Source organism: Pseudomonas sp. A39 (genome assembly GCF_058145955.1).
This window is the reverse complement of sequence record NZ_JBYVMD010000013.1, coordinates 16,603-33,263: the sequence shown is the minus strand read 5'-3', so window position 1 is coordinate 33,263 and position 16,661 is coordinate 16,603. Positions and strand designations below refer to the sequence as shown.

Annotated in this window: 16 protein-coding genes; 5 read left to right on the top strand and 11 right to left on the bottom strand. The window is 62.7% G+C overall.

Going from position 1 to position 16,661, the window contains the following annotated elements; translation table 11 throughout:
* Nucleotides 1-43 precede the first annotated feature (43 nt).
* On the top strand, nt 44-1,975 hold the full coding sequence (locus AC3ZU9_RS12735) for a TonB-dependent receptor domain-containing protein (RefSeq protein ID WP_102060790.1): 1,932 nt from the start codon (nt 44-46) through the stop codon (nt 1,973-1,975).
* Here the strand turns inward: AC3ZU9_RS12735 and AC3ZU9_RS12730 are convergent.
* Both AC3ZU9_RS12730 and AC3ZU9_RS12725 read right to left on the bottom strand, forming a co-directional pair.
* Nucleotides 1,972-3,291 (bottom strand): ATP-binding protein, encoded by a 1,320-nt coding sequence (locus AC3ZU9_RS12730; protein WP_490090833.1) that lies wholly within the window; start codon nt 3,289-3,291, stop codon nt 1,972-1,974. The genes AC3ZU9_RS12735 and AC3ZU9_RS12730 overlap by 4 nt on opposite strands.
* 20 nt (nt 3,292-3,311) lie before the next feature.
* Nucleotides 3,312-4,055, bottom strand: coding sequence for a response regulator transcription factor (locus AC3ZU9_RS12725; RefSeq protein WP_046034696.1), 744 nt, complete (start codon nt 4,053-4,055; stop codon nt 3,312-3,314).
* Nucleotides 4,056-4,234: 179 nt separating this feature from the next.
* On the opposite strand from AC3ZU9_RS12725, the gene AC3ZU9_RS12720 reads away from it, so the two are divergent.
* Nucleotides 4,235-5,095 carry a pirin family protein gene (locus AC3ZU9_RS12720; protein ID WP_012724788.1) on the top strand — a complete coding sequence of 287 codons (861 nt, stop codon included), beginning with the start codon at nt 4,235-4,237 and terminating at the stop codon, nt 5,093-5,095.
* Between the two features lie 68 nt (nt 5,096-5,163).
* Complete coding sequence (locus AC3ZU9_RS12715; RefSeq protein ID WP_490090807.1) at nt 5,164-6,609, top strand: mechanosensitive ion channel domain-containing protein; 1,446 nt, start codon at nt 5,164-5,166, stop codon at nt 6,607-6,609.
* 4 nt (nt 6,610-6,613) lie between these two features.
* Here the strand turns inward: AC3ZU9_RS12715 and AC3ZU9_RS12710 are convergent, their stop codons facing one another.
* The gene (locus AC3ZU9_RS12710; protein ID WP_046034699.1) at nt 6,614-7,051 is read right to left on the bottom strand and encodes an Rrf2 family transcriptional regulator; all 438 of its coding nucleotides are present in this window, start codon (nt 7,049-7,051) and stop codon (nt 6,614-6,616) included.
* Between the two features lie 144 nt (nt 7,052-7,195).
* Here AC3ZU9_RS12710 and AC3ZU9_RS12705 point away from each other — a divergent pair, with 144 nt between their 5' ends.
* Nucleotides 7,196-8,080, top strand: coding sequence for an NAD(P)/FAD-dependent oxidoreductase (locus AC3ZU9_RS12705; RefSeq protein WP_490090806.1), 885 nt, complete (start codon nt 7,196-7,198; stop codon nt 8,078-8,080).
* A 34-nt stretch (nt 8,081-8,114) separates the two neighbouring features.
* Here AC3ZU9_RS12705 and AC3ZU9_RS12700 read toward each other — a convergent pair whose 3' ends face one another.
* Entirely contained in the window at nt 8,115-8,957 is an 843-nt protein-coding gene (locus AC3ZU9_RS12700; protein WP_102060786.1) for an alpha/beta fold hydrolase, read from the bottom strand.
* A gap of 239 nt (nt 8,958-9,196) precedes the next feature.
* On the opposite strand from AC3ZU9_RS12700, the gene AC3ZU9_RS12695 reads away from it, so the two are divergent.
* Entirely contained in the window at nt 9,197-9,784 is a 588-nt protein-coding gene (locus AC3ZU9_RS12695) for a LysE family translocator (RefSeq protein ID WP_012724783.1), read from the top strand.
* On the opposite strand, the gene AC3ZU9_RS12690 is transcribed toward AC3ZU9_RS12695, so the two are convergent.
* The 7 genes from AC3ZU9_RS12690 to AC3ZU9_RS12660 form a co-directional block, all read right to left on the bottom strand.
* Entirely contained in the window at nt 9,726-10,619 is an 894-nt protein-coding gene (locus AC3ZU9_RS12690; protein WP_490090805.1) for an AraC family ligand binding domain-containing protein, read from the bottom strand. The two genes, AC3ZU9_RS12695 and AC3ZU9_RS12690, sit on opposite strands and share 59 nt — an antisense overlap.
* Nucleotides 10,620-10,807: 188 nt before the next feature.
* Nucleotides 10,808-13,270 (bottom strand): TonB-dependent siderophore receptor, encoded by a 2,463-nt coding sequence (locus tag AC3ZU9_RS12685; RefSeq protein WP_490090804.1) that lies wholly within the window; start codon nt 13,268-13,270, stop codon nt 10,808-10,810.
* Between the two features lie 98 nt (nt 13,271-13,368).
* On the bottom strand, nt 13,369-14,319 hold the full coding sequence (locus AC3ZU9_RS12680) for a FecR domain-containing protein (RefSeq protein WP_012724780.1): 951 nt from the start codon (nt 14,317-14,319) through the stop codon (nt 13,369-13,371).
* Nucleotides 14,316-14,828 (bottom strand): sigma-70 family RNA polymerase sigma factor, encoded by a 513-nt coding sequence (locus tag AC3ZU9_RS12675; RefSeq protein ID WP_043205488.1) that lies wholly within the window; start codon nt 14,826-14,828, stop codon nt 14,316-14,318. The genes AC3ZU9_RS12680 and AC3ZU9_RS12675 overlap by 4 nt, the downstream gene beginning before the upstream one ends.
* Before the next feature lie 187 nt (nt 14,829-15,015).
* The gene (locus tag AC3ZU9_RS12670) at nt 15,016-15,441 is read right to left on the bottom strand and encodes a GNAT family N-acetyltransferase (RefSeq protein ID WP_043206276.1); all 426 of its coding nucleotides are present in this window, start codon (nt 15,439-15,441) and stop codon (nt 15,016-15,018) included.
* A gap of 72 nt (nt 15,442-15,513) precedes the next feature.
* Entirely contained in the window at nt 15,514-15,777 is a 264-nt protein-coding gene (locus AC3ZU9_RS12665; protein ID WP_043205487.1) for a hypothetical protein, read from the bottom strand.
* A gap of 322 nt (nt 15,778-16,099) precedes the next feature.
* Nucleotides 16,100-16,591: a GNAT family N-acetyltransferase gene (locus tag AC3ZU9_RS12660; protein ID WP_122811144.1), complete on the bottom strand. Its 492-nt coding sequence runs from the start codon at nt 16,589-16,591 to the stop codon at nt 16,100-16,102.
* Between the last annotated feature and the right edge of the window lie 70 nt (nt 16,592-16,661).

The window sequence follows — 16,661 nt, the reverse complement described above, 5'->3', positions numbered from 1 at the left end:
TGATTACGATTCTCTTTTGAGTCCAATCCTAAGGTCCACGCCCATGCTTGCTGCTTCTCGCTTCTCACCCCTGGCCCTGCTGGTTGCCGGCAGCCTCAACGCGCATGCCGACGAGCCCTTGGCGCTCAATGACGTCGTGGTGACGGCCTCCGGCTTTGCCCAAAGTGTGGAAGACGCGCCGGCCTCCGTCACGGTGATCGATGGCGAAGCGCTGCGCCGTAAATCCTACCGTGACCTCGGCGACGCAGTGCGCGACGTGGAGGGCGTGACGGTCAATGGCGGCGCGAATGAAACCGACATCTCCATCCGTGGCATGCCGGCTGACTACACGCTGATCATGGTCGACGGCAAACGCCAGAGCGCACGGGAGTCGCGGGTCAATGGCAACAGCGGCTACGAGCAAAGCTTCGTGCCGCCGGCCGCAGCCATCGAGCGTATCGAAGTGGTGCGCGGGCCGATGTCGTCGCTGTATGGCTCGGATGCGATCGGCGGGGTGATCAACGTGATCACACGCAAAGTCTCGCCGACCTGGGGCGGTTCGGTGGGTTACGACTATTCTGCACGCCAGCACAGCGACCAGGGCAATGCGCGCCAGACCCAGTTCTACCTCAGCGGCCCACTCAAGGAAGACTTCCTCGGCCTGCAGGTGTGGGGCCGTTACCTGGACCGCCAGGCCGACGACGATATCGAGCAGACCAATGGCTTTAGTAAGGCCGACCACCGTGACCTCACCGCACGCCTGGCCTTCACGCCGACCCTCGACCACGACATCCTGCTGGAAGCGGGCGCCACGCGCCTGAAGAACGGCGACGGCATGAGCGCCAACTGGGCCACCCGCGAGCAGGAAAACAACCGCGATCACTGGTCGCTGTCCCATCAGGGCCGTTGGGGCTGGGCCACCTCGGACGTCGCGTTGTCCCAGGAAACCTCCTCCCGCGAAGGCAAGGCCACCCCGGCGCAAACCGATATCTACGGGCGCAAACCCGAGATCAAGAACACCGTGTTCGATGCCAAGCTGGTGGTGCCCACTGCGCATAACGTCAGCACATTCGGCCTGCAATGGAATGAAAGCGAGTTGACCGACTGGAACCAGGGCCTGGGCGACCGCGTCGACTATAAATTCTCGGTGGTGCAAAAAGCCCTGTTTGCCGAGAACGAATGGTCGATGACCGACAGCTTTGCCCTCACCACCGGCCTGCGGTTGGACGAGCACGAAGAGTACGGCGCCCATCTCAGCCCAAGGGTCTACGGCGTCTGGCGCGCCACCGAACAGTGGACGCTCAAAGGTGGCATCGCCCGTGGTTTCAAGGCCCCGGAATTGCGTGCGGTGGTCGAGGACTACGCTTACCTGCGCCGCAACCGCTTCGTGATGTTCGGCAACCCCGACCTCAAGCCCGAGACCAGCACCAACTATGAAGTCTCGGCGTTGTGGAGCAACCGCGACAACCTGTCGGGCGGCGTCACGCTGTTCTACAACGACTTCCAGGACAAGCTCTCCACCGTCACCACCGACCGCCGCTGGAACACCTACACCATCATGGAGCGGGTCAACGTCGACAAAGCGATCATTCAGGGCGTGGAACTGAACGGCCAATGGGACATCAGCCCCAGCGTGTTGCTCAAGGCCAATTACACCTACACCGATTCGGAGCAGAAAAGCGGCGCCAACAAAGGCGCACCCCTGGCCCTCACGCCAGAGCAAAAGGCCAATGTGCGTAGCGAATGGACGATCAACGACCGCACCCAGGCCTGGGTTTCGCTGAGTTACTACGGTGAAGAAACCGGTAATACCATTACCGACGAACCGGCGCCGGGCTACACCACCGCCGACCTCGGAGGCTCCTTCGACGTGAACGATTCGCTGACCCTCAACGCCTCCCTCAACAACCTCACCGACAAGCGCCTGGACGATGAAACCTACGGCACGGTGAACTACGGCCGCACCCTGTGGATGGGCGCCACGCTCAACTTCTAAAGCGCCGCCGGCAATCGCACCACCGCGCACAGGCCGGCCGGTGGGCGATTCTCCAACACCAGTTCGCCGCCATGGGCCTGGATGCATGCGCGTGCAATCGCCAGGCCCAGCCCCACGCCGCCGTCGCTGACGCCACGCTGCACAAAGGGTTCGAACACCTTGGTGAGCCAGTCCTCGGGCAAGCCTTCACCGTGGTCAAGAATCTCGATGCACAGCCAGCCGTTATCCTGGCGTGCCAGGCTCAACCGGGCATCACCGGCATGGTGCAGGGCGTTGTCGATCAGGTTGGTGAGGGCGCGTTTGAGCGCCAGGGGGCGACAGGTCAGCATCAGCGGCGGTGCGCCCGTCCAGTTGAGGGGCTGTTGCAGGCGTTGGTAACGCTTGGCCAAGTCGTCCAGCAGCGCGGTGAGTGACAGCGTGGTGGTGGGTTCTTGCACCGCATCGTCACGCACGAAGTTCAAGGTTTCGCGCACCATCGCACTCAACTCGCTGAGGCTTTCGAGCATGTCATCACGGGCCTCGCCGGGTTCGAGCAATTCCACCTGCAGGCGCAGTTCGGTGAGCGGCGTGTTCAGGTCATGGCTGACCGCTGCGAGCATCCGCGTGCGGCCTTCGACATGCCGGGCGAGGTTGGCCTGCATGGTGTTGAAGGCGGCGGTAAGGTCGCGGGCTTCCTGGGGGCCTTGTTCGGGCAGCGGCGCGATCCATTCCCCACGGCTGACGCGCGCGGTGGCCTGGGCCAGGGTCCGCACCGGGCGTACCACGCGGGCGATGAAAAACATCACGATCAACAGCACCGGCAGGGTCGTCACCGGCAGGCTGTAGGCCAATACCCGGCCCCATTCGTAGGCACCGGCGGGATATTGCACGGCGTTCAAGTAGCTGCCGTTGGGCAACGGGACGCTGGTGCGCAGGCGCAAGGGGGCCCAGCCGGCGGGGCTGAACACGTGGGTGCGCGCGTCGGCGCCGCTGACTCTTTCCAACTGCATGCCGATGGCTGCGGCGGGGTCCAGCTGCAGTTGGCTGCGCAGCTCGTCGGCCAGTCGCTGTTCTTCCGGGCGCAGCTCAAAGGGCGCGACTTCCGCCGTGTGGGCAATCCAGAAGCGCGTGTCGTCGGTGCCGATGGCGGCTAACAGGTGCTCGGTCTCACTCGGCGTCAGATCGATGGCTGCGTGATGGGCGGTGCTCAAGCGTTCCAGGCTGAAACGGCGGGACAACGGGTGGATCAGGCTGCCGGTGCGCTGCAGGAACAACATCGCGATGGCGTTTGAGGCCAATAGGGCCAGCAGCAACAGCAGGCTTAGCTGACGCGCCATCGTGCGCGGCCACAGCCGACTCAGGGCGTGCATTCATTGACCTCGGCGGCCAGCAGGTAACCACCGCCCCAGATGGTGCGCAGCAGCTCCTGCGCTGCATCGCCCTGGGCGAGCTTGCGGCGCAGGCGGCTGACCTGGCGATCGATCGCGCGGTCGCTCACGTCGCTGTCGGCGGCGGCCGTGAGGTCGATCAGCCGTTCGCGGGGCAACAGGGTGTTGGGATGGGCGAGAAACACTTGCAGCAGGCGACTTTCGGCGGTGCTGAGCTGGACAGCCGGGCTGCCGTCGCGGCGCAACGTGGCGCCAGTCACGCTGAAATGCCAGCCGCCGAATCGATAAGCGCGTGCGCCACTGCGCGGTGCCGCAGGCCCGGTATTGCGGCTTTGGCGACGCAATACACTGTGGATGCGCGCCACCAGTTCGCGAGGCTCGAAGGGCTTGGTGACATAGTCGTCGGCCCCCAGGTCCAGCCCGCGCACGCGGTCGGCGGCGGTGTCGCGGGCGGTCAGCAGGATCACCGGGGTATTGCTGCGCCGATGCAGCTGGTTGCACAGCTCAAAGCCATCGCCATCCGGCAACAGCACGTCGAGTACCACCACGTCGAAGGCTTGGGTCTTGAGCAATTGCCACATGCCGGCCGCATCTTCGGCGGTGCGCACATCAAAGGTGTGGCGGCGCAGATAGGTGGCCAACGGCTCGCGAATTTTGCGGTGGTCATCCACCACCAGCACGCGAGGCGCGGCAGGCGCAGGGGCAAACGGCATTGCAGCCCTCGGAGGGTTGAGCGGGAGAGGGGGATATTACTACGAGTCATTATCATTAACGCTGTTTTTGTGCTGGCGTCGCGCAATACCGTTCTATCAGTGGAACGATCAGGGTTGTTTTCATCGTCTAGCGCCGAATTGATATTGGTTTTAAGGTGTATGCACTTTGGAGGACTACCATGAAAAAACTCATCGGCATCTACACCAGCCCCCGCGCTCATTGGGTCGGCGACGGCTTCCCGGTGCGCACCCTGTTTTCCTACGACACCCTGGGCAAGCACATCAGCCCATTCCTGTTGCTGGACCACGCCGGTCCGGTCGATTTCACCCCGACCGCACAACGTCGCGGCGTCGGCCAACACCCCCATCGCGGCTTTGAAACCGTGACCATCGTCTACGACGGCGAAGTCGAGCATCGTGATTCCACTGGCGCCGGCGGCAAAATCGGCCCGGGCGACGTGCAATGGATGACCGCCGCCAAAGGCATCCTCCACGAGGAGTTCCATTCCGAAGCCTTCGCCCGCAGCGGCGGGGTGATGGAAATGGTGCAACTGTGGGTCAACCTGCCGGCCAAGGACAAAATGGCCGACGCCGGTTACCAGACCCTCGTCGATGGCGACATCCCGGTGCTGCCACTGGCCAACGACGCCGGACAACTGCGCCTGATTGCCGGTGAATTCGCCGGCACCCAAGGCCCGGCGCGTACGTTTACGCCGATTGACGTGTGGGACCTGCGCCTCAAGGCCGGCAAGGCGGTCACCCTGGACCTGCACGCAGGGCGCAACACCGCCCTGGTGATCCTGCGCGGCACGGTGTTGGTCAATGGCGAGGAAGTCGCGCGCCAAGGGCAATTGGCGTTGTTCGAACGCGACGGCAGCCAGCTCAGCCTGGCGTCCAACGACGACGCCAAGGTGTTGTTGCTCAGCGGCGAGCCGATCGACGAGCCCATCGTCGGCCATGGGCCGTTTGTGATGAATACCGAGCAGGAGATTCATCAGGCGTTTGCTGACTTTCAGTCGGGGCGGTTTGGGCAGATGTAAGCACACCCGCTATACCCTGGAGCGGCATTTCATGCGATCTTCCCGTCATTCGCCCTGGAGTCGCCTGGATGCCCTCACTTATCGCTGATCACCCGATGCTGTGCGCCTTGGCGCTGATCTTTATCGACATCGCCGTGTGGCGCCTTATTTCCGCCAACCTTGCCAACTGGAAGCTGGCGGCGCGGTTGGTGATCTTTGCCGTGTTCAGTGCCGTGCTGTTCAACGACGGCATGAACCCCATGCAGCTCGCGCCCTATGCGGACAACACCGCCTTGCACCTGGCTGCCACCGCCTTGCAGATCGGCTGGTGGCTGTTCGCGGCGCGCACGCTGACGGTGTTGCTCGGTGCAGTGATGATGCAGCGGGTCGGGCACACCGGGCGGTTGTTGCAGGACTTGATGGGGGCGGTGATCTTCCTGATTGCGATCATTGCCGCCATGGCCTATGTGCTCGACTTGCCGGTCAAAGGCGTGCTCGCCACCTCCGGCGCGGTGGCGATCATCGTCGGCCTGGCGTTGCAAAGCACCTTGAGCGACGTGTTTTCCGGGATCGTGCTCAACACCACCAAGCCGTATCAGCTGGATGACTGGATCTCCATCGACGGCACCGAAGGCCGGGTGACGGACATCGACTGGCGCGCCACGCGCCTGCAAACCTCCCAGGGCAGCATGGCGGTGATCCCCAACTCCCTGGCGGCCAAGGCCAAGATCATCAACTTCTCGCGCCCGGCGGATATGTTCGGCTTGGCGGTCAGCCTGCAGGTCAGCCCCCATGCGCGTCCGCAAACGGTGATCGAGGCCTTGGAGCGGGCGATGCAAGGGTGCCGACCGCTGCTGGCCCAGCCGGCACCGAGCGTGGCGTTCAAGACCTCGGCCAGCGGCGGTGTCGAGTATGAAATCAGCGGGTTCGTGCCAGCCATGGCCCTCAAGCGCGAGGTGCGTAACCAGCTGTACGACCTGGCCTTCCGTCACCTCCAGGCGGCGGGCGTCGGCGTGTTGTCGGCGACCGAAAGCAGTGCGCCGCCGAGCCTGTCGGCGGCGCGCGCATTGCTCGAGCGCTCGTCGATTTTCTCCACCCTGCGCCAGGAAGAAAAAGACACCTTCAGCCAGAACATGACCCTGCACACCTACCGCAGCGGCGAAATGATCCTGCCGGCAGGGGAGGTGAGCGACCATTTGTTTATCGTTGAATCCGGCGTGGTCTCGGTGATGCTGACCAAGGCCGGGCACAAGTTCGAAGCCGGGCGCATGGGACCGGGCGAGGTGATCGGCGAGGCGGGGATCCTGTCGGACCAGGCGGCGCTGGCGGATTTCACCGCCAAGACGTCCTGCACCTTGTACCGCATCGAGAAGGAATACTTGAAACCGTGCCTGGACGCGCGCCACGACATCAGCGAAGCGATGAAGGCGCTGCTGGATTTCCGCCTGCACACCGCACAGACCTTGACCCAGGAAACGCCGGTGGTACCGGTCAAGAAAGGCTTTCTGCAATGGTTGCGCAAGCGCGGGTTGTAGCCGATTAAGGCGCCATGGCGATGCGGTAGCGCTGGTCGAAATCGTCCGCCAACTGCGCCAGCGTCACATCCCCCAAGCGCGCCAGCAACAACGACTGGGCCTGGTCGAAGGCGTCCGTCAGCGCGGCGTTAACCGCCTGTTCGACCAGGCATTCGGGGTGGTCGGTAGACAGGCCGATGGCGAATAGCGACGGCGTGCCCAGGGCGTTGTGAATATCCAGCAAGGTGATTTCACTCAAGGGTTTGCCCAGGCTCCAGCCGCCCTGGTGGCCTTTTTCCGAGCGTACATAGCCCTTTTCCTTGAGCAGCCCGAGCGTGCGCCGTACCACCACCGGGTTGGTGCCGAGCATCTGGGCAATGGTCTCCGAGGTCGCACGCTCTTCGTGGCGGCCCATATGGATCAGCACATGGAGCATGCGCGAAAGCCGGGTGTCGTTTCTCATCAATAAACCTCAGGTTGAATCCTGCCAAAGTATCGTTCGTAACCTGAAAAGTTGCGAGATGCTTGACGGCGTATTTTTACGTAACTTATGGTGTGTCGTGAAAGCGTTCGGACAACCGGATGCACCCAACACGGGGTCACCTTCATGATGTATGACGTCATTATCGTGGGCGGCAGCTATGCCGGCCTGTCAGCGGGCCTGCAGTTGGCGAGGGCGCGGCGCCAGGTGCTGGTGATTGATGCGGGGCAACGGCGCAACCGGTTTGCGGCCACTTCCTACGGCTTCCTCGGCCAGGATGGCCAGGCGCCGGAGACCATCGCCGCAGAGGGGCGCAGCCAGTTGATGGAGTATCCGACCGTCACCTGGGTACAGGGCAGCGTGATTGAGGCGACTGAGCAGGCGCCAGGTTTCGGCGTTCGCACCGAATACAACGGCACGTTTCACGGCAAACGCCTGATCCTCGCCACCGGCGTGGTGGACGAGTTACCCGCCATCGAAGGCCTCGAACAGCGTTGGGGCAAGCACGTATTCCATTGCCCTTACTGCCACGGTTATGAGCTGGACAAAGGCCGCATCGGCGTACTGGCAACCTCACCCTTGGCCATGCACCACGCGTTGATGCTGCCTGACTGGGGCACCACCACCTTGTTCTCCAATGGCGTGTTCACCCCGGATGCCGAGCAACAGGCGCAGTTGGATCGACGCGGCGTCGGCGTTGAAAGCGGACCGGTACGGCGCATCGTCGGTGAGCGTGCCGACCTGGAACTGGTCGACGGCCGAGTGTTCAGCCTTGACGGTATCTTCACAATGTCGCGTACCCGCATCAGCCCTTTGGCCGGGCAACTGGGCTGTGAGTTGGCCGACGGCCCCACCGGTCCTTACCTGCACACCAATGATCTGCGCCAGACCTCCGTTGCCGGTGTGTTTGCGTGTGGCGATGCCTCCCTTGCCGCCGGTTCCGTTGCGCTGGCGGTGGCAGAGGGGGTGCGCGCCGGGGTGGGCGCGCATTTTTCGCTGATCCAGGGGTGAGGCATACGTTGCCCATGCACCACGGGGCCAGGGTCTATTTGCTGTCGAGGAAACCCAGCAGCGCGGCATTGAACAGCGCGGGGTCTTGCAGGAACGCAAAGTGGCTGGTGTTCGGCAGGATCAACAGCCCGGCACCGGGGATGGTCGCGGCCATGTACTCGGTGTGTTCACGCTTGATCGCTTCGTCATGGTCGCCATCGGCGATCAGGATAGGCGTCTTGATGCTCTGCAATTGCGCGTCGGTCCAGTTCGGTTGGCTGGCCCACATATGGCTGATCTGCTCGACAAACGCGCCGTACTCTCCAGGCGTCGGTGACAGCTTGGCGTACTCCTTGCCGGCGCGTTCGATAAAGGCGGCGAAGGTCGGATTTTTCTCGACGCCGTCCTTCACTCCCGCGGTCTGGGTGTTGGCGGCGAAGGCGAAGACTTTGCCGATACGGTCTGGGTGACGCAGGGCCAGGTCAATGCCGATGATCGCGCCGTCGCTCCAGCCGACGATGTCGGCGCGCGGGATGTTCAGGCTGTCGAGCACGGCCACCACATCATCCGCCATCAGGTCATAACCGTAGGGTCTGTCATCCCGTGAACTGCGCCCGTGGCCGCGGCTGTCGATGCTGATCACGGTGTGCTTGGCGGCCAACGCCTTGACCTGGTGACCCCAGTAATCGGCGTTGGACAAGCCGCCATGCAGCAGCACCACCGGCGAGCCATGACCCGTGCGGGTGTAGTAGACCTTGATACCGTTGACGGCGGCGTAACCGGTCTTTGCACCGACCACGGGGGCGGGCGTCGGCGGCAGGGTTTCCCAGCGTTCAGCGGCGTGGGCGGTCGAGAACGACAACAACAGGCAGGCAGCTGCCAACAGGCGACGTGACATGGCGATTCCTTTTTGCAGTGATCTATCAAAAGGGAGCAGGCTCTGAACTCTAGCATCGCGCCAGGCATGGTAAATACGCATTTTTGTCTATCAAAAACGGCGGTTTGAAAGAAACAAATGCAGTTATATCAATGCAATAAAGTCGTCTAAGCCAGGCAGGGGCATTTTCTTCAATACCGCCATGGCATTGCCCTCTACCGTGGTTCCTTCGTCACTTGTTCGAATAAAAAGGAACTGCAATGAGCTTGATCATTTCCATGGCCGCCTTCGCCCTGGCCACCTCCATCACGCCGGGTCCGGTCAATGTGGTTGCGCTGAGTTCAGGGGCGCGCTTCGGCTTTGTCGCCAGCCAGAAACACGTGTTCGGCGCGGCGGTGGGCTTCACGCTGCTGTTGGTGTTGATCGGCCTGGGCTTGCATGAAGTGCTGGTGCGCTGGCCGATATTGACCCAGTTGATCCAGTGGGGTGGGGTGGCCTTCTTGCTGTATATGGCCTGGAAGCTGGCGGTGGACGACGGCCGCCTGGACGCCGAGGGCACCGCCACGGCGCCGTCGATGCTCTATGGCGCGGTCATGCAATGGCTCAACCCGAAGGCCTGGCTGGCGTGCGTGGCGGGGATGGGCTTGTTTGTGGCGCAGGGCGATGCCGCGCAGGTCTGGCTGTTTGCGGCGATCTACCTGGTGATCTGCTACCTGTCGGTGGCGTGCTGGGCCTACGCGGGAACCTTTTTGCGCCGCTATCTTGGCGACGCTCGTGGCGTGAGGCTGTTCAACCGTTCAATGGCCGGGTTGCTGGTGGCCAGTGTGGGTTATTTATTGCTGGCTTGAGCAGCTCGCGGTATTGCCCCGGCGTGGCGGCGAAATGCTGTTTGAACGTGCGCTGGAAATGCGCCTGGTCGGCGAAGCCTGCGGCCAGGGCCACGTCGGCGATCAGCTCGCCCTGGCGCAGTTGGGTGCGGGCGAACTGGATGCGCCGGTTCACCAGGAAGGCATGCGGGGTCAGCCCGTAATACTGCTTGAACGCGCGGATCAGATAAGACGGCGACAGCTCTGCCGCCAGGCAGATGTCTTCCAGTTTCAGCGCCTCGGTGCAGTGTTCGCGGATGTATTCAGCGGCGCGCTCGAGCTTATGGTTGACCTCACGCACGGGGGCCGGCGACGGGTTCAGGCGCTGCTGTACCTCACTGAAATAGCTCACCAGCGCGCTCTGTTTGTGCAGGAGCTCGGCGTGCTCATCCAACAGGATTGCGTACAGTTCGATCAAGCCGTTGTACAGCACGCTGTCGCGTGTGTGCGGCGTGGTGAACGGGCGGTAGCCCTGATCGGTGCTGAAGCCCAGCTGATGCTGTAAGTCGGTCAACCAGGGTGTGTCGAGGTAGAGCATGTGATACGACCAGGGCTGGTCGTGGATCGGGTTGCACGCGTGCACATCGCCGGGGTTCATCAACACCACGGTGCCGGCACAGATCTCGAACGTCTGCGCACCGTAGTGGTAATAGCTGCGGCCGGTGGTGATCGCACCGATGGAAAAGTGCTCGTGCGCGTGACGGGTATAGGTGACCTTGCGCCCGTCGGCGATGGTGCGGGCCTCGATAAAGGGCAGGTTGGGGTCGCGCCAGAAGCGTGGCGAATCCGCAGGGTGAGCAGTGACGTTCAGCGACATGGCAATGGTTCCATCCCGAGCAGGGGCGAGGCGTAATCATTACACAGCCATGCGTTGAATCACCATGCCGGCGAGTTATGCATGCGGTATCACCCGTTTACCGACGTGCTCGTTCCTCGGGTCGTATCGGCCGGCAGTAGGTGGCTGAAACCAGCCACCGGGACAAGAGGTTGCGGCTGGCGGTGGGGTCAGAAATCCCAGCGTGTCGCCAGTTGCAAGCTGCGCGGTTCGCCGTAGAAACCGGTGCCGAAGTTGCCAAGGCCGGTGTAATACTTTTTGTCGAACAGGTTCTTCACGTTCAGTGTGGTGCTCAGGTGCTCATTGAAGCGATAGCGAGCCATGACATCCACCAGGTAGTAGCTGTCCTGGGTAATGCGCGCGTTGTGGCCGAAATTGACCGTGTCATTCGGGTCGGGCTGGAACACATTGCCGAAGAATTCACTCTGCCAGTTCACGCCGCCGCCCACGGTGACGTTCTCCAATGCGCCGGGCAGGCGATAGGTGCTGAACAGGCGCACCACCTGCTGCGGCGTGGTGGTTTGCAACACCGAGCTGTAGACGTAGCCGTCATTGGCATCGCGGGTGTGCTGGTAGGTATAGCCGGCCGAGAGGTTCCAGCCGTCCAGCACTTCGCCCGACAGTTCCGCTTCAAAGCCCTTGGTCGTGGCCCCGGCAATCGGGCGATACACCGAGTCGGTCTCGAAGCCCGAGACATACTCGGCCACGTTGTCCTGCTCGATACGGAACGCGGCAACGCTGGCATTCAGGCGGCCGTCGTAAAACGCCGCCTTGAGCCCGGCTTCATAGGTGTTGCCCTCGATCGGGTCGAGCAGCTTGCGGTCGGCGTCCTTGCTGGATTGCGGACGGTAGATCTGGGTGTAACTGGTGTACACCGACCAGGTGTCGTTGAGGTCGTAGACGATCCCGGCGTAGGGCGTGACCACGCCGCTCTGGCGGTAGGTGGTGCGGTTGTCGGGCTTGGCCGGGTCGTAGAAGTCGGTGCTGTCGGTGCCGCTGAACGTGCTCACGCGGGTGCCGAGGATCACCGACAGGTCATCGGTGGGTTTCAGGCGCGTGGCCAGGTAGGCACCGGTCTGGCGCTGCACGATATCGTTCTGGCCGCTGCGCGGGATGTCCGGTTTGGCGTATTCGCCGTGCCAGTCGAAAATGCTGCCGCCCACCGGTGGGTAGATCGAGCCGTACACCGGCACGTCCTGTTTCGAGCGGGTGGCCATGAAGCCCATGATCAATTCGTGCTCACGGCCAAACAGGCTGAACGGGCCGCTGAGGTTGACGTCCAGGGTGTTCTGCACCTGATCGCCCTTGTACTTGCCCATGAACATGTACATGTTCTCGCCGCTGACCGGGTCCGGGTTGCCGCCGCTGGCCGAGGCGAGCAGGGTGTCGTGCTGGCTGCGCTTGCGGTCGAGGTTGACTTTGAGCGACCAATCATTCGCCAGCGTGTGCTGCACCGAGGCGAAGAGCGTCTGGTTGTTGAAGTCGCGACGGCTCCAGTCGGCGGCCGGGTTGAACGAACGCGAGAAGTGTGTGCGTGAGCCGTCGCTGAAGTACATCGGGAACCCGGTCCAGCTGGCGCCACGGGAGCGCGTGTCCTGCTGGTCGATGCCGAACGTCAGCAGGGTATCGGGCGTGAGGTCGGCCTCAAGGATGCCGTAGGCGATGTCCTTGGTGTGCTGGTAGTGGTCCAGGTACGACTGGCGGTCCTGGTACACGCCGACAAACCGCCCGCGTACATTGCCGGACTCCGTCAGCGGGCCGGAAATATCGCCTTCGGTGCGGTAATTGTCCCAGGAACCGAAGGTCTGGGTCACCGAGGCCTTGAACGTCGGCGTGGGTTTTTTGCGGATCAGGTTGACCGTGGCCGAAGGGTCGCCGGAGCCGCTCAGCAGGCCGGCCGAGCCCTTGATGATCTCCAGGTGGTCGTACACCGCCATGTCGGTGCTGGTGGTGCCGTAGTCATACACGCCGTCGTAGGTGGAGTTGACGCCGTCGTACTGGAAATTGGTGATCGGCAGGCCACGGCTGGAGAACTCCCAGCGCTCACTGTCGTAGTTCTGCACGCTCACGCCAGGGGCGCGGCGCAGGGTGTCGGCGATGCTGTTGGTGCCCTGGTCGTCCATTTGCTGGCGGGTGATCACGGTGACCGATTGCGGGGTTTCACGCATCGACAGCGGCAGGCCGGTGGCCGAGGCCATGGAGCCGGTGGTGTAGGCGTGGGTGTCTTCGGTGGTCGCGCCGAGGTCCTGGCCGGAGATCGTCGTGGCGCCCAGTTCCAGCGTGTCGCTGTCAGCCGGGATCAGCGCCAGCACGTAGCTATTGTTGCCTTGGGGCACGGCCTGCAGACCGCTGCCTTGCAACAGGCGCTGCAAGCCGGCCGCCGGGGTGTAGCTGCCATTCAAGCCAGGGCTGGTCTTGCCCGCGGCGAGGCCATTGTGGCCGGCGATGAAAATGCCCGACTGCTCGGCAAAGCGGTTCAACACACTGACCAGCGAGCCGGCGGCGATGCGATAAGAGCGCGCGGCTTCCTGGGTCGAGGGCGAGTCGGCGGCCTGCACCATCGGCGCGCCGAAGCAGAACAGCGAGGTGGCCAGCGCCAATGGGCGCAGCGCGAAGCGAGCAGGTTGCGACATGGATGTTTCCCTTTGGATCAAATCGATCGGCGAATTGAAGCGTCTGCAGGGTTAACCGAACGAGTTGTAGGAAAGGGAACTGGCGATTGAAAGTTTTTTTACTTTGGCCTGACCGTAGCCCACCATGGCATCAGCCGGTCGACCCTCACCGGCAGGGCGGCTTGCAGCAGATGCAATGCGTGGTCGCTGTCCATCAGTGGGAATGAGCCCATCACGGGCAGATGGGCCACTGCCGGGTCACAGCCCAGGTGGCCGGGGCGATAACGGTTGAGTTCGGCGATCAACTGCCCCAGCGGCAGGTTATCCGCCAACAGCACGCCACGGCTCCAGGCCTCGCGCGCCGGGGAGGCCGATGCGGTGGGCGTGAAGCCGTCGCGAGTGAATGACACTTGCTGGCCCGCTTCGAGGATGCGCACGTGCTGGTCTTGGGTGGTGACCTGCACCCGGCCTTCGAAGACGTTCAGCTGGGTGTGATCGTTGCCTTGCAGCACGCTGAAACGGGTGCCCAGCGCTTGCATGCGGCCGTGCTCGGTCTCGACCAGGAACGGCCGGTTGGCGTCCTTGGCCGTGTCGATCAACACCTCGCCAAAGCGCAGGTGCAGTAAGCGTTGTGCCACATCAAAACGCACATCCAGCGCGCTCAACGCGTTCAGCCACACATGGCTGCCATCGGCCAGCAGCGTATCGCGGGTCTCGCCGCTCGTGGTCGCGTAGTCCGCGCTCCAGCCGCCCACCCGCCGGGGCAGGGCGGTGTTGCGCCAGGCGCCCCAGGCCAGCGTCGAACCGGCGCACAGCACCAGTAGGGTCTTGAGCGTCTGGCGCCGCGAACTGCGCAAGGCGCGGCTGGCGCCATGGGCTTGTTCCTGCAGCGGGGCAAACCGTTGGCTCACCCGCTGTACATACTGCCAGGCCTCCAGGTGTTCGGGGTTTTGCGCGACCCAGGCCTGCCAACGCAACTGCTCCAGCGCACCGCCTTGATCCTGCAGGCGCACATACCATTGCGCGGCCTGCTCCAGGCTGGCGTGGCTGAGCTTGCCCGGCGTGTTCATTGCACCAGCATCCCGTCGAGTTCGGCTTCCAGGATCGCGCAGTGCAACAGGGCCTGGGCCATGTACTTCTTGACCATGCGCTCGCCCACACCCAACTGCTCGGCGATTTGCTTGTAGGGCAGACCATGCAACTGGGCGAGCAGGAAGGCTTCGCTGACCTTCTTCGGCAGACGCGCGAGCATGGCGTCCACCTCCACCAGCGTCTCGACGATGATTGCCCGTTGCTCCGGCGACGGGTGCAGCGCCTCCGGCCGCTCGGCCAGGGTTTGCAGCCAGGCGCGTTCGAGCTGGCGACGGCGCCAATGGTCGATGCACAGCCCGCGTGCGATGGTGGCCAGGTACGAGCGTTGGCGGACGGGGTCGGTCTCGGCCGGGGGGCGGCTGAGAATCCGGATAAACGTGTCATGGGCCAGGTCGGCGGCATCCCAACGGTCGTTCAAGCGCCGGCGCAGCAGGCCGAGCAGCCAACGGTGGTGGGTGCCGTAGAGGTGGGTAAAAGAGGTCGACACACTGCCCGTCCAGCTCAAAAAAGCGCGCAAATAAGAATTGGTCGCGATTAAAGCAAAGCGTTGCGCCGTGCGCAAATGATATTGGTTTGCAATCGTCCGGGTCTGCCTGTGCGCATTCAGGCTAAAACCGCGGCGTGCCCCGTTTGAGCCTGTCGACACGACGGACCGCTGCATCCCTCGTCGACTGTCACAGCGGTTTAGACAAAAACACCCGGCTGCTGCCCGCCGGTTCGCAGGGCACTTCACCGAATTTTACCCAGCCATGTTTCTCGTAAAACCCCGGGGCCTGGAAGCTGAGGGTATAGAGCACCGCATGGCGACAGCCACGGCGGCGGGCTTCGTTTTCGAAGGCTTGCAGCAACTCGCTGCCCAAGCCCGAACCACGCAGGTGTTCGGGCAGGTGGAAGAGGTCGAGGAAGGCCATGCCCAGCGTGGTTTTACCGGTGATGCCGCCGACGATCTGTGCCGTGATGGGGTCTTTGATCAGCACCGTCAGCGGCTGGCGATCGTTGAAACCGGTGATGGCCTCGTTGAAGGCCGCGAGGCTGCTGCCGAGGAGGTGCTCGGCTTCGGTGTTGGGTTGGTCGCTGATTTCTATCCGGTGTGGCGTCATCATAGGGCTTCTCGATGGATACCTTTTGGGCAGAAGGGGGCGGATAAGTACCGCCCCCCATCGCCGGTTGCCTTAAGCGCGCTGCCATCCTCCCATATCATCGGCCCTGATCTCGAAATCTATCGCCTCGCGGTAAGGATCGCCAAGCGGCATAGGCCGGCCGTTGCCAGAGGCCTGGGTGGGTTGCCAGGTTTGCGTGTTCGGATCGAATACTTCTGCATCCTCCCCGGCCGTCTGGTCGAGAGGGTTGTGCCGTGGATGGTCGTTATCGATCCGGTCTGTGTTGAAGGCCGGGGGCATCGGAGCGTAGGGCGAGAAACCGTTGATTGAAGACATGACTGCACCTCTTTGATAGGCAATTGAAGGCCCGCCAGACGCTGGTTCGGCGGAGTGCTTCGCAGGCTACCGAGGCCTTCAGAGGCATTCAACGAGGTGTTTTGGAGTGGATGTAACGGGTTAAAACCGGCATTGAGCACATTCATAACATCAGCTGCCTGGCTGTCAGGCGAGGTCTGTGTTCGCTCGCGATGTTTCAGGTTTTGCGTCAGAAAAGGCGACGTCGATCCGGTTTTTGCTTATCGGCAGACAGCAGCCGGTTAAACCGGCTGCCCACCGTTAGATGTCTAGACACATAAATCAGGGCCACAACGGTGACCGTCTAAAGCGCCATCACCATTTCATGCCACGCCATCCCGCCATGATCGGAAGGCGAAGGTCGTGTGTATTGATAGCCCATGCGCTCGTACAGGGACACATGCTGTTCCTTGCACATCAAGTGAATCGTCTGCTTGCCCAGCGCCCGCATGCGGGCCACAAACTCAGTCATCAATACCTTGGAATACCCTTTGCCCTGATGCGCCGGATCGACCACCACCGACATGATCACCACATTCGGCGCCTCGGCCGAATGGCCCACCAACTCCTTGAACGCCTCGTCCGACATCACCACGTCATGGGCACAGCCGCAGTTGATGAAACCCACTACCGCACCGTCGGCCTCCAGGATCAAAAAACCTTGCGGGTATTGCGCAATCCGCGTGGCGATCTTTTCCAGGGTCGCGGCTTCATCGCCTTCGTAGGCAGTGATCTCGATTTCAAAGCAACGGGCGGCGTCGGCGGGGAGGGCGTTGCGGAAGCTGAGGGCGGGCATGGTATTTCCTGAGGCATTAAGCGAAGGCCACATCATAAAGAAACATCACTTGCCTGGCACTGAAACGCTA